13 protein-coding genes and 1 other RNA gene are annotated in these 12542 nt (G+C 46.6%); 9 read left to right on the top strand and 5 right to left on the bottom strand.

The window, feature by feature from the left end; all coding sequences use genetic code 11:
* The first annotated feature begins 285 nt into the window (after positions 1–285).
* The 9 genes from I2B62_RS10590 (at position 286) to I2B62_RS10550 (ending at position 7576) form a co-directional block, all read left to right on the top strand.
* The gene (locus I2B62_RS10590; protein WP_195268984.1) at positions 286–867 is read left to right on the top strand and encodes a hypothetical protein; all 582 of its coding nucleotides are present in this window, start codon (positions 286–288) and stop codon (positions 865–867) included.
* Positions 868–937: 70 nt separating this feature from the next.
* Positions 938–1789, top strand: coding sequence for a TlyA family RNA methyltransferase (locus tag I2B62_RS10585; protein WP_195268982.1), 852 nt, complete (start codon positions 938–940; stop codon positions 1787–1789).
* On the top strand, positions 1779–2675 hold the full coding sequence (locus I2B62_RS10580) for an NAD(+)/NADH kinase (protein WP_195268980.1): 897 nt from the start codon (positions 1779–1781) through the stop codon (positions 2673–2675). The genes I2B62_RS10585 and I2B62_RS10580 overlap by 11 nt, the downstream gene beginning before the upstream one ends.
* 5 nt (positions 2676–2680) lie before the next feature.
* Entirely contained in the window at positions 2681–3133 is a 453-nt protein-coding gene (locus I2B62_RS10575; protein ID WP_195268978.1) for an arginine repressor, read from the top strand.
* 50 nt (positions 3134–3183) lie between these two features.
* Positions 3184–4887 carry a DNA repair protein RecN gene (gene recN, locus I2B62_RS10570; RefSeq protein ID WP_195268977.1) on the top strand — a complete coding sequence of 568 codons (1704 nt, stop codon included), beginning with the start codon at positions 3184–3186 and terminating at the stop codon, positions 4885–4887.
* 132 nt (positions 4888–5019) lie between these two features.
* The gene (locus tag I2B62_RS10565) at positions 5020–5679 is read left to right on the top strand and encodes a phosphate propanoyltransferase (protein ID WP_195268975.1); all 660 of its coding nucleotides are present in this window, start codon (positions 5020–5022) and stop codon (positions 5677–5679) included.
* Positions 5680–5702: 23 nt separating this feature from the next.
* Positions 5703–6482 carry a prolipoprotein diacylglyceryl transferase gene (lgt, locus tag I2B62_RS10560; protein WP_195268973.1) on the top strand — a complete coding sequence of 260 codons (780 nt, stop codon included), beginning with the start codon at positions 5703–5705 and terminating at the stop codon, positions 6480–6482.
* Positions 6483–6643: 161 nt separating this feature from the next.
* The gene (locus I2B62_RS10555; protein ID WP_013381240.1) at positions 6644–7024 is read left to right on the top strand and encodes a BMC domain-containing protein; all 381 of its coding nucleotides are present in this window, start codon (positions 6644–6646) and stop codon (positions 7022–7024) included.
* Positions 7025–7039: 15 nt separating this feature from the next.
* On the top strand, positions 7040–7576 hold the full coding sequence (locus I2B62_RS10550; RefSeq protein WP_195268967.1) for a EutP/PduV family microcompartment system protein: 537 nt from the start codon (positions 7040–7042) through the stop codon (positions 7574–7576).
* Positions 7577–7647: 71 nt separating this feature from the next.
* Here the strand turns inward: I2B62_RS10550 and I2B62_RS10545 are convergent, their stop codons facing one another.
* From I2B62_RS10545 to I2B62_RS10525, 5 genes are all read right to left on the bottom strand, one after another.
* Positions 7648–8109, bottom strand: a complete 462-nt coding sequence (locus I2B62_RS10545) for a hypothetical protein (protein WP_195268965.1) — start codon at positions 8107–8109, stop codon at positions 7648–7650.
* Between the two features lie 181 nt (positions 8110–8290).
* Positions 8291–8687, bottom strand: a transfer-messenger RNA (tmRNA) gene (gene ssrA / locus I2B62_RS10540).
* Positions 8688–8706: 19 nt separating this feature from the next.
* Positions 8707–9165: an SsrA-binding protein SmpB gene (gene smpB / locus I2B62_RS10535; RefSeq protein WP_038350622.1), complete on the bottom strand. Its 459-nt coding sequence runs from the start codon at positions 9163–9165 to the stop codon at positions 8707–8709.
* Positions 9166–9254: 89 nt separating this feature from the next.
* Positions 9255–11408, bottom strand: coding sequence for a ribonuclease R (gene rnr / locus I2B62_RS10530; protein ID WP_195268962.1), 2154 nt, complete (start codon positions 11406–11408; stop codon positions 9255–9257).
* 122 nt (positions 11409–11530) lie between these two features.
* Complete coding sequence (locus I2B62_RS10525; protein WP_195268946.1) at positions 11531–12166, bottom strand: flavodoxin family protein; 636 nt, start codon at positions 12164–12166, stop codon at positions 11531–11533.
* Between the last annotated feature and the right edge of the window lie 376 nt (positions 12167–12542).

Here is a 12542-nt window from a genome sequence, read left to right as displayed (position 1 = left end):
GGCTAAGGATCAATGGGTGTTGTCGAGGAAAACTCCTAGACTGCTCGCAAGAGGTATAGTGGGGATTATAGTGCACACTTAGTGGTAATTCAGTCCTGCATCCGGTGACGCTGCAGACTACATGTAAAGGGAAACCGCTTTGACGGCGACGTCTTAGTCATGTTTTGGGAAATCCTACTGAACCTATGTCGCAAAGTTTACTCATTATGCTACCACCCTATGAATGAATGTGAAGGAATTATGCGTCGCATAATTCCTTTCTTTTTAGTTTAAACTGGAGAATTGATGAAAACAAACAAGAAAAATCTGTCTAAAAAAGAATTAAAAGAGCGCAAGCATCGACGCTGGGTGATTGGAGTGTCCATTGGCACTTTCTTTTCGACCATGCTGGTCACGTATATTTCGGATATGCTTTTAGCCCATACGGGTCTCTTGGTTTCTTTTCTTATTTTATTTGCCATTATTGCCTTTGGTATTCTGGCAGATATTGTGGGTGTGGCTGTGACCGCAGTTAATATTGAGCCCTTTAACGCCATGGCCGCTAAGAAATTAAAGGGTGCGAAGACTGCAGTTTCGCTGGTCAAGAATGCCCCGAGGGTGTCCAATGTCTGCAACGATGTCATCGGCGATATCTGTGGGATTGTCAGTGGCGCCACAGGCGTCAGCATTGCTGCGCAGCTGCTGCTGTTTTATCCGCTTTTTAATGCGGCTGTTTTAAGCCTGATAATGAGCGGCTGTATCGCATGCCTGACGGTTGGCGGCAAAGCCCTCGGGAAGGATCTGGCAATGAAGAACAGTACTTCCATTATTCATGGCTTTTCGGTACCTGTGGCGACCGTTAAGATTTTATTCAAGGGCTGTGAATAACAGCCCGGGCTTTGCCCAGTTTATTTCGCCGGAAGGACCGGCAATACTTTATAAATAGAAAGTAGAACGTATGAAAAAAGAACGATTTGATAAATATCTCGTTGATCATGGCTTTTTTGATTCCCGGGAGAAGGCTAAAAAAGCCATTATGGCCGGGTTGGTCATGGTGAATGGTCAGGTCAAGGATAAAGCGGGAGATCAGTTGGCTGTGGATTTAAACCCATCTGCCATCGAGGTCAAGGGCAATCCTATCCCTTATGTGAGCCGGGGCGGGCTGAAGCTTGAAAAAGGGCTTAAGGTCTTTGCTTTTCCGGTGCAGGATGGTATTTTCCTTGATATTGGTGCGTCGACCGGTGGTTTCACAGACTGCTTGTTACAAAACGGGGCGGCGAAGGTATACTCGGTCGATGTGGGGTATGGGCAGCTTGACTGGCGGCTCCGGGGAGATGATCGGGTGGTATCCATGGAGCGGACCAATTTCAGAAATCTTGAAAAGGAGGCAATCCCGGAAGTTGTGGATGGAACAGTCATGGATGTTTCCTTTATTTCGATCACCAAGCTTCTGGATACGATTCGTTTGTTTTTAAAGGACGGCGGAAAAGGCATCTGGCTTATAAAGCCTCAGTTTGAGGCAGGACGTGACAAGGTGGGTAAGAACGGCGTTGTCCGGGATAAAAAGACCCATCGTGATGTACTGGACAAAACCCTTTCTCAGATCACAGAGAAGCATTTCAGGGTTTTAGGCCTGGATTATTCACCGATACAGGGGCCAAAGGGAAATATTGAATTTCTCTGCTTTGTTGAGAAGCTGCCAGAGGATGCGGTCGCAGAGCCCGAGAACCGAAATAAAATAATTGAGCAGGTGGTCGATTTGGCCCACAGCGCGTACAGCAAAAAGGACGGGGAAAGTAATGATGAATGAAGTCGGCATCTATCTTAACTGTGATAAAAGTGACAGTGTGGAAATGGCCGCTAAGTGTATCCGTTATCTGAGAGGGCGGGCAATACAGGTCGCTTTGCTCAATAATCAAATGGAGCCAGACGGAGACCCAGGGGTGCACGTTTATCCCAAGGACGAGTTTTACAGAAAGCCAGATTGCATTGTAGTGCTGGGCGGAGACGGTACTCTGCTGTCTGTCGCCAGAGCCTCCTGCGTTTATGACATGCCTCTTTTTGGCATTAATCTTGGGAAATTAGGTTTTTTGACAGAAGGAGAAGCTTCTAACTATGAGCATTTGTTGGAGGCACTCTGTGACGGTGCGTTTTTTCTCGAAAAGCGCATGATGCTGTCTTCCTGCATTAACAGGCAGAATGGTGAGAAAGAGACATTTCTGGCTCTCAACGACGTTTTGGTAAAAAATACCGGGTTTCGCATGATGGATATTAAGGCTTATGCGGGAAAAGCGGGGGAAAACATGATTGACTTTTTCAGAGCAGACGGGCTCATCATCGCCAGTCCTACAGGTTCGACGGCCTATTCGCTGGCTGCAGGCGGACCAGTAGTGGCGCCGGGGACCGATGTGATGATTGTAAACCCGATTTGTCCGCACCGGCTGCATGACCGAGCCTATGTGATTGCCGCAGAGGAAAATATCACCATCCGTTTTGATGAACGGGAGCGGGATATTATTGTGAGTTTTGATGGACAGAGTATTATCCCTCTCAGCGCAAGGGACGAAGTGGTGGTGAAGAAAGCACCCTATACGGCGAACCTGGTCCGGCTCAATAATGTGAACTTTTACGACCGTCTGAGGAAAAAGCTTTCTGATGATGTGCTCAGCAATATCAGCAATAAAGACAGGAGGTAGCTGCCGTGAAAGTGGCAAGACAGACCAAAATTATTGAAATTATTGAAAACAATCAGATTGAAACCCAGGAGGAGCTGGCAGAGCACTTAAAGCAGAGTGGTTACAAGGTGACCCAGGCCACAATTTCGAGGGATATTAAAGAGCTCAAGCTTATTAAGGTTATGGGGCAGGACGGCCGCCAGTATTATTCTTCCTTAAAGGATATGGGCACCATATATGATGAGCGGGTGGTCGCAGTTTTTAGAGAATCCGTTCTGACGGTAGATACAGCAACCTTTTTAGTGGTGATCCATACGCTGCCCGCTATGGCTCAAGCAGCAGCCTTGGCTATTGATTCCATGGAGTGGAATGAGGTGGTTGGTACCGTCGCCGGCGACGACACTATTTTTGTTGCGGTTCGGGAGCAGAATGACGTCAACGAAATCGTAAGCCGTTTTAAAAAATTGATGAAGCCCTGAAGGCGGCCCGCAAGAATAGCGGTCCAGATTAAAACACAGGAGAGGTTTTTATGCTGTTAAATATCGTCATAAAAAATTATGCCCTGATTGAGTCCTTGAATATTGACCTGGACCCGGGGCTCAACGTGATCACAGGTGAAACCGGGGCCGGTAAATCCATTGTTATCGACGCGCTTACGCTGCTTTTAGGGCAGCGGGGCAATAAGTCTAATATTCGCCATGGCGCGGATAAAATGGTGGTGCAGGGTTTGTTTGACATTGACGGAAACCAGGCAGTAGCTGCCAAGCTGACCGAATTTGGTATCGAGCCAGAGGACGGGCGACTCATATTGACCCGTGAGATTGACACAAAAGGGAAAAACGTGTGCCGGGCAGATGGGATTATTATTACCGTGACCCAGCTCCGAGCCATCGGCGATAATTTGATTGATATTCATGGGCAGCACGAGCATCAGTCGTTGTTTCAGCGGGAAAACCACCGCCATCTTTTAGATGATTTTGGTGGTGATCCGGCCAGTGAGCTTCTGAGTGTGGTGGCAGGCGACGCCGCGAGACTCAAGGAGCTCAGCCAGAAAATCCGCGGTCTTGAAAAGGACGAGCGGGAAATGGAACGCCAGAAGGAAATGTTCTTGTATGAGCTCAAGGAGATCCGGGCAGCCAATCTGATCGACGGTGAGGAAGAAAGTCTGGAGAGTGACAAAAAGATTCTCGTCAACAGCGAGCAGCTTTTCAGAAGTGCAAATGAAGCCTATCAGGTCTTGAACGGAGACGAAAATGCTTACCAGACCGCTCTTCTGGCGCTGCTGACCGAGCTGGGAGACCGTATACGAGATATTTCAGAAATTGACACTGGTTTCAAGGCCTACGAAGCTGTGGTAGAATCAGCCTATCAGGAGCTTGAAAACTTGTCCTTTGAAATAAGAAGTTATATTGACGGTATTGACTTTGACATGGACAATTTGGATGAGGTTGAAAAACGTCTGGGGGTAATCACCGGACTCAAGCGGAAATATGGAAGCTCGATCAGAGAAATTTTGGAATATGGTGCGCTTTTGGAAGAACGGCTTTCAGACCTCATGAATCGGGATGAACAGATCGAGAAATTTCAGAAGCAGTATAAAAAAATATTACGGGATTATGAAAGCCAGGCAAATGAACTGCACGAAATGCGGAAAAATTCTGGTCAGGTGTTTAAGGAAGCGCTTGAACGTGAGCTGAAGGATCTGGCTATGGAAAAAACAGTGGTGCAGGTACAGATCACCCAGGAGAAAAAGCTCATTTCACCAAAAGGGCAGGATCAGGTAGAATTTTTGATCTCGGTCAATCCTGGGGTACCACCCAAGCCGCTGCGCAAGATTGCGTCTGGCGGGGAAATTTCTCGTATTATGCTCAGTATCAAGAGTATTTTTGGTGACCGCGACCGAATTCAGACCATGATTTTTGACGAGATTGATACAGGGATCAGCGGGCGCACAGCTCAGGCGGTAGCTGAGAAAGTTTTTGAGCTCAGCAAGACGCATCAGATTATTTGCATCACCCATCTGCCGCAGATTGCCTCCATGGCAGATAAGCATTTTCTGGTCGAGAAGAAATCGGATGATGACAGCGTTGAGGTGAATTTTGGACCGCTGGGAGAGCGGGAACGCCAGAACGAGCTGGCCCGGATGCTCAGCGGCGCAGAGGTGACTCAAACGACGCTTGACCATGCTGCCGAAATGCTCGAAATGACCAAAAAACTAAAAAAGACAAAATAGTAGCAGTCCTCAAAATGTGAAATGCGCAAAATGAACAAAATAGTGCATTAACAAGTGAATAATTTTTAGGTAGAATAAAGCAAGGTAGAGAAACTTAAAAATTAATGGTTAATGAAAAGGAGATTAGTATTTATGGAACGCAGAGTACCATTGGGATTATCAAACAAACACATTCATTTGTCCCAGGAGGATTTAGAAGCTTTATTTGGTGAAGGCTACGAGCTGACACCGAAAAAATTTCTGGTTCAGCCTGGACAGTTTGCAGCGGTCGAAAAGGTGGATATTGTAGGACCAAAGAACACACTGGCAGGAGTACGTGTTTTAGGTCCGGTTCGCCCGGAAACACAGCTGGAATTAAACATCGCAGACGGTGTTAAACTCGGGATTCATCAAGTTCCGATCCGTTTATCTGGTGACCTGGAGGGAACACCGGGCTTTACCATTATCGGACCGAAGGGTAAAGTAGTTAAGGAAAAGGGTATGATTGTCGCTGAAAGGCACATCCATTTATCCACCGAGGAAGGTGCAAACTACAACCTAAAGGATGGCGATATTGTATCTGTCCGCCTGAAGGGACCCCGAGGCCTGGTTTTCAATAATGTGCTGGTACGTGTTGGGGATAAACATAAAATGGAAATGCACATTGATATTGAAGAAGGCAACGCAGCTGGTGCCCGCAATGGGCAACTGGCCTGTATCGTAGATCCGGAAACCGCTACGATTGATTACCTGACCATCTGTGATGACGGAAGCCCGCTTCCGATGGTTGGAGACCTGCCGGAAAAAGAATAAATTAAAAGAATTGGAGGAAAACCATGCCAACACCGAACCCTACAGCGTTTACGATTTTCAATATTGAGGTGAAATGGTACGGAATCCTCATTGCTGCGGCCTTGGTCATCGGGATGATGATCGCGGTCAGACGTGGCAAAAAATACGGAATCAAGAGCGATGACATCATGGACTTTTTTCTGTTTCTGGTTCCGTCCATCATTGTGGGCGCGCGGCTTTATTACGTTATTTTTGAATGGGATTACTATTCTCAGCATCTTAATGAGATCATTATGACACGTTCTGGTGGTCTGGCTATACACGGCGGTATTATTGCCGGTATCATTGTCGGAATAATACTGTGTCGAGTAAAGAAGATTAATTTTTTTGTTCTGGCCGACACAGTGATTCCAGCGCTGCCACTGGGACAAGCCATAGGCCGCTGGGGCAATTACCTTAACCAGGAGGCCCATGGTACCATAACAGATCTGCCTTGGGCGATTACGGTGAACGACCCGATTCTGGGGATGATTCGTGTTCATCCCACTTTTTTGTATGAATCCATCTGGGACTTGCTCGTTTTTGGATTTCTGTTCTTTTATGAAAAGAAATTTAAAAAAGTCGACGGCGAACTGCTGTTTTTATATCTTGGCCTGTATTCCGTAGGTCGCTTCTTTATTGAGGGATTACGGACGGACAGCCTGATGTTTATGAACATACGTGTTGCCCAGCTTATCAGCCTGGCACTTGTGATCGTTGGGTTTGGCGGAATCCTTTTCCTGAGAAGAAAATTTGGCGGCGAGCATCTGAATGGTGGCAAATAAGACTTTAAAACACCCCTGAAACGGGGTGTTTTTTGGTTGAAATACAAAAAATAGCTTTATCAAACAAGTATTTCCATGTTTTGCTTAAAGATTAAATGTTACAATACATAGTAATACAATAAAAGAATGAAAAGTTATGGGGATTTTTAGGAGGGACTTCAATGGATGTGAACAATATACTGGGATCAAACGAAGGTAAGCTTCGTATCATACAGGAAACCGTACCTGGTAAACAGGTTACACTGGCACATATAATCGCTGGTCCAGACCCGATCGTTTACCAGAAGCTGGGCTTAAACCCAAGCGTGGACTATAACAAGGCGGCGATTGGTATTTTGAGCATGACACCTGCGGAAATAGCCGTTATCGCTGGGGATATGGCCATCAAAACTGCTCCGATTGATATGGGCTTTATTGACCGTTTCAGTGGCACTTTGATTTTTACCGGCCGTATTTCGGATGTTAAATCAGCGGTTAACGCAATTTTAAGCTACCTTCAGGGGACATTGGGCTTTACCATCTGCGAGATTACAACAACATAGAATGAAGGCGACTTTATGAAAAAGATGATTTTGGTTGGCAGAAGTGAATGCGGAAAAACCACGTTGCGTCAGGCGTTAAAGGGAGATACCATTCAATATGAAAAAACGCAGTATGTTAATCATTTTGATGTAATTATTGATACACCTGGCGAATACGCTGAAACCAATACACTGGCAAGGGCATTGGCTCTTTATTCCTATGAGGCTGATGTAGTGGCTCTTTTAATCAATGCAACTGAGCCTTATTCTCTGTATCCACCCAATGTGGCGCCTGTGGCGAACAGACCGGTAATTGGAATTGTGACTCAGATCGACCATCCCTGCGCCAATACGGAACAGGCCATTGAATGGCTGAAGCTGACCGGCGCAGACCCGATCTTTCCGGTAAGTTCCTATACTGGAGAAGGAATCTGGCAGCTTTTAGAATATTTGAAGGAGCCGGGAGACGTGTTGCCTTGGGAAAACCAAGCAGAGGCAGAGCAGGAAAGAAATGTAAAATCCACAAAATACGAGATCCAGGAATTTGGTCAGAAAGATTTTGAGTTTATTTAAAAAACTTCTGCATATACCCAGGAGGGATTTTATATAAAAAAGACGGCGTGCTCATCGGGCACGCCGTCTTTTTAAAGCTCTTTTAAAATTTCATCCCACACGTCACCGATCCTGGTCGTGCCAAAATAGTTGAGGCAGGTGGACACAGTCGGAAGATTTTTGTTGGCATCTATTTCCTTACGGGTTGGCTTTTTGCCGAGGCGTTTGAACTCATCTAAAAGCATCTGGGTGATGATACTCTTGGAGTAGCGTCGGCGGCCCTGAGAAGCAGTTTCTTCGATGGATTCAGGATCATTGGCAACTGCTTCGACAGGTTTTGAAACGACAGGAGATTCCTTTCTGCCGAGCGCCGGATTAATGTCTGAAGTACCAACGCCAGCAGCTTTGAGTGCTTTTTCCCATTTCTTGAAAAAGCTAAGATAGGCCTTCGCTGGCGGGTCGACCATATCCTCAGGAACCGGTATACGCCCTAATTCAACGGCTTTCTTTTGTAATTGCTCAATGAGTGTTTTTTTTTCGTAATATTTTCCCATGGTTACCTTCCCTTGATTAACAATAATTTCTTAAATTCAAACGATATTATTATAGCATAAAATGATATGATTACAAGAAAAAATAAAGCGGAAATAAAAAGATGAAACTTCCGGCAATAAAAAACAGGCGGGAAAAATCCAGGGCCTGTCAGATATTGATTCAGGTAATCAGTGATAAATTTGGTGGAGACGGTGGGAGTCGAACCCACGTCCGAAAATGCATTCACAGGAGTTTCTCCGAGCGCAGTCATTGATTAACATTCGCCCTGCAGGATCTCCAATGACAAAGGTTCTGCAGAACTAGCCTCTTATGCGTTTGCGGACCGAGACACTTCCTCAAACGGTTCCCTGCTGTTATGAACGCTGATCTCCAAATCACAGGTTAAATGGAGGAGCGTGCAGCAATTATTATGCTGCGGTAAGTCTTAATACGGGTTTAGACTGCAATTAAGCAGCTAAAGCCATACCGTAACTTCTGTTTTCTTTTGCGTTTATATTTAAGTGCCACTTTTAACGATGATCAGCGCATCGGCTCGCTACTCAAGCTTCAACATCCCCGTCGAAACCTTTACGTCCCCATTTTAGTATCTCCGAAAGCTAAACGCTGTGACGCAGATTTTTTTGGATACGCCGGTTAGCGTCCCGCTCTGCGATGGTGTGCCGTTTATCATAGAGTTTTTTACCCTTTGCCAGTGCCAGCTCAAGCTTAACCCGTCCGTTTTTAAAATACAGGGACAGAGGCACCAGGGTATAGCCCTCGCGCTGCTTAAGCCCAATAAGCTTGCGGATCTGCTGCTTATGTAGGAGCAGCTTTCTCGGGCGCATGGGGTCTTTGTTGTAGATATTCCCGTGCTCGTAAGGGGTAATGTTCATTTGATAAACATAAACTTCGCCGTCTTTGATGTCGGCATGGCTTTCCTTCAGGCTGGCCTTGCCCTGGCGGAGGGATTTGACCTCGGTTCCGGCAAGGACGATTCCACATTCATAGGTTTCTTCGATGAAGTAATCGTGCCGGGCTTTTTTGTTCTTGGCAATGACTTTGACTGAATCGGCCATAGCACCCATTTCCTTTCTTTCAGATAGTATTTTATTATACCAGAATCAAAGCGATTAATCAAGGAGTAAATTTTTGGGACAGGGACGGCTTATGAACGTCCCTGCTTTGGAATCTGGGCAATTTCAAAATCAATCTGTCGGTTGTTGATGTCGGCGTGAGTAAGCTTGACGGTGACGTCCTGCCCCAGTTTGTAGATTTTGCCAAAGCGTTCGCCTACCTGCTGGTGCATTTCCTCATCGTAATAGTAGTAATCGTCCTTAAGGCTCTGGAGACGAACCAGGCCCTCAATGGTGTTGGGCAGCTCGACAAAAAAGCCAAAAGAGGTCACACCGCTGATCTGGGCAGAGAAGGTTTCGCCGATATGCCTTGACATATACTCGACCATTTTAATCTTGTCCACCTCACGCTCAATATCGTCTGCCCGGCGTTCCCGTTCGGAGCAATGCTTAGCCATTTCATCAATATGGCCCTTCAGGTATTTTATCTCCTTGGGGTTGAGCGCGTGGTCCATGACCCTGGACAGGGTTCGATGGACAGCCAGATCAGGATAACGGCGGATGGGTGAGGTGAAGTGGGTATAATAGTTGGCGCCCAAGGCATAGTGCCCCTTACAGCTGCCTTCGTAGAGGGCCTGCTGCATGGTCCGCAGCATCAGACGGGTAATGACATTTTCCTCGGAGGAATCTTCAATATCTTTTTGTAGTTTCTGAAAATCTTTCCCCGTCACTGGGGTGTCCGCCTCGCCAAGGATGAAGCCAAAGCGGCCGATAAAGGTTCGGAAGGCTGTAAGTTTTTCGGGATCGGGCTCCGGATGGTTGCGGAAGATAAAAGGCAGGCCGGTTTTTTCGATATGGGCAGCGACTGTTTCGTTGGCGGCCAGCATAAATTCCTCGATGATTCGTTCGGAGATTCCGCGTTCCAGGGCAACAATCTCACAGGGATAACCCTTTTTGTCCAGCGTGATTTTGGGCTCTGGAAAATCAAAGTCAACCGCGCCCCGCTGAATCCGGCGTTCATTATAAAGAATGGACATCAACTCCTCCATTTGAAAGAGGATGCTCTCAAATGGCTCGAGGGCTGCTGTGCCCTCATCATGGACACCGTCCAACAGCCGGTTTACCTGGCGATAGGTCATGCGGGCAGCCGAGTGAATTACAGATTTGAAAATATCGTAGCTCAGGATATTGCCCTTGGCATCAATTTCCATGATACAGCTCATGGTCAGACGATCCACGTCTGGTTTGAGGCTGCATACGTTGTTAGAAAGATTGAAGGGGAGCATCGGGATTACCTGGTCGATGGCATAAATGCTGGTGCCGCGCTCGTAGGCCTCCTGGTCAATGGCGCCCCGCTCGGTGATATAGTGGCTGACATCTGCGATGTGAACGCCCAGCACATAATGGCCCTTTTCATTCATATTCAGAGAGACGGCGTCATCAAAATCCTTGGCGTCGTCACCGTCAATGGTAAAGATCGTCTCGCCTCTCAGGTCAACGCGGTTTTTTAACATTTCGGGTGTGATTGTATCACTCAGCATATTGGCGTCCCGGAGAGTCTCCTCGGAAAATTCCATGGGCACGTCAAATTCTCTGAAAATGGACAGAACGTCAATCCTCGGGTCGTCAGCGCTTCCGAGAACCTCCACGATACGGCCCTCAGGATTTTGGCCGCCGTCTGGCCAGACCGTTACGCTCACAACAACCTTGTCATTGGTGTGGGCACCGTACATATAGCGTTCGGGAATAAAGATATCTTTATTCAGCTTATCGTTGTCTGGGATGACAAAACCAAAATTTTTGTGCTGCTCGAAACGGCCCACCAGTTTGTTGCGCCCACGTTCGAGCACTTTGATAATTTCTCCCTCTGCCCGGCGGTCTTTGGCAGCTGTGAGGAGGCGCACCTCCACCCGGTCCATGTCCAGGGCGCCGTTCAAGGAGCTAGGGGCAATAAAAATATCCTGATCTATGCTCTCATCGTCCGGGGTCACAAAACCAAAGCCTCTGGAGTGTCCCTGAAGGATTCCGGTAATTCTTTTTTCGTCTTTGATGTTGACATAGCGCTCCTGATGGTCGCAGGCGATTTTGCCCTTCCGCACCATCTCGATCAGCAGGTTGTTCAGCATCTGTTTATCTTTTTTATTGTGAAGATCCAAAAGGTATGCCAGATCCTTAAAGCGCATCGGCCTGTATCTGGAGCTTTCGATTACGGACTTCACCATCTTTTTTAAGTCTTTTGTTTTCATAATGCCTCATTTTCTGTATAATATATAACCTTTATAGGTTCATTCTAACAGAGTAAAGTCTTAAACTCAATCAATTACATAAAATAAACCGCTGCTCTCAGAAGAAAACAGCGGTTAGAGGGTCAATCCTTTAACGCAGAAATGGACGCAGCGATCTGGGCGGCCTTTTCAAAAACCTCGGGCTGCTTGGATAAATCGGGCTTCATATCTGGCGTGTAAATAATGCCGTCCTGGGCCATCAACGCCAGACCGCTCATTTCACAGACGTCGCCCACACCGCAGGTCATACAGGCGATGGGCGTTTGAATATTTAGAAATTCCGGAGCTGTCAGATGATGGTAGTTCACGAAAAAGTCAGTCAGGCCGTTCTGAGCGACCTCAGGGCTGGTGCCAGAGGACACCACACAGACAATTTTTTTGAGTTTAAGCTTTACGCCCAGGTGACGCAGAGCAAACCAGCGCTCCAGAAAAACATGGGTCATGGCGTTAAAGCCCAGAGAAAACGCGTAGTAGGTGGGAAACCCAAGAATCAGGACATCAGCCTCCATGAGACTGGTCTGAATAGAGTCCCAGCCGTCCTCCTGTACACAGCGGTTTGTATGGACACAGCGCATACAGCCCAAACAGGGGTGCAGCTTATAGTCGCTCAGATAAACGAGCTCCTTCTCGCCACCCTCCAGATTATTTGTGAGGTACTCGACGACCTGGGCGGTGTTTCCGTCCCTGCGAGGAGAACCAACAACTGATAGAACTTTCATAACAATACTCCCTCTCCCTTATATATTAGGTATTCTTTAAGAAACAATATAGCAGAGAAACCGCTTAAAAACAATGATAAAAAAACGCGAAAAAAGTTTACAAAAGGTATTGACATTCCTAAAGCATCGTCGTATAATAATGAAGCTGTCGCAAGTGAGACAGCAAGTGAGTGAGAAATCACCACTTAGCATAAAAGTTTTTTAAAAAAGTTCAAAAAGAGCTTGACATAGAAAAAACAAGATGCTAAAATATAGAAGTTCTCTTGCGAGAGGGAACAACGATTACAGCGAAAGGCTGTAAGGGTCATAGAAAAGAGAATAGTACCATAAAACCTGAAATTCCAGCTGATGCAAATCAGCAAAGGATAAAAAACGC

Source organism: Eubacterium sp. 1001713B170207_170306_E7, assembly GCF_015547515.1.
GTDB lineage: Bacteria > Bacillota > Clostridia > Eubacteriales > Eubacteriaceae > Eubacterium.
Note: the sequence above shows the minus strand (reverse complement) of the source record. Positions and strands in the feature narration are given on the sequence as shown.

Coding starts and splice junctions, on each gene's coding strand:
- lgt (WP_195268973.1), top strand. CDS start 5,703: ATGCCAACACCGAACCCTACAGCGTTTACGATTTTCAATATTGAGGTG.
- I2B62_RS10525 (WP_195268946.1), bottom strand. CDS start 12,166: ATGAAAGTTCTATCAGTTGTTGGTTCTCCTCGCAGGGACGGAAACACC.
- I2B62_RS10585 (WP_195268982.1), top strand. CDS start 938: ATGAAAAAAGAACGATTTGATAAATATCTCGTTGATCATGGCTTTTTT.
- rnr (WP_195268962.1), bottom strand. CDS start 11,408: ATGAAAACAAAAGACTTAAAAAAGATGGTGAAGTCCGTAATCGAAAGC.
- I2B62_RS10555 (WP_013381240.1), top strand. CDS start 6,644: ATGGATGTGAACAATATACTGGGATCAAACGAAGGTAAGCTTCGTATC.
- I2B62_RS10545 (WP_195268965.1), bottom strand. CDS start 8,109: ATGGGAAAATATTACGAAAAAAAAACACTCATTGAGCAATTACAAAAG.
- smpB (WP_038350622.1), bottom strand. CDS start 9,165: ATGGCCGATTCAGTCAAAGTCATTGCCAAGAACAAAAAAGCCCGGCAC.
- I2B62_RS10580 (WP_195268980.1), top strand. CDS start 1,779: ATGATGAATGAAGTCGGCATCTATCTTAACTGTGATAAAAGTGACAGT.
- I2B62_RS10590 (WP_195268984.1), top strand. CDS start 286: ATGAAAACAAACAAGAAAAATCTGTCTAAAAAAGAATTAAAAGAGCGC.
- recN (WP_195268977.1), top strand. CDS start 3,184: ATGCTGTTAAATATCGTCATAAAAAATTATGCCCTGATTGAGTCCTTG.
- I2B62_RS10565 (WP_195268975.1), top strand. CDS start 5,020: ATGGAACGCAGAGTACCATTGGGATTATCAAACAAACACATTCATTTG.
- I2B62_RS10550 (WP_195268967.1), top strand. CDS start 7,040: ATGAAAAAGATGATTTTGGTTGGCAGAAGTGAATGCGGAAAAACCACG.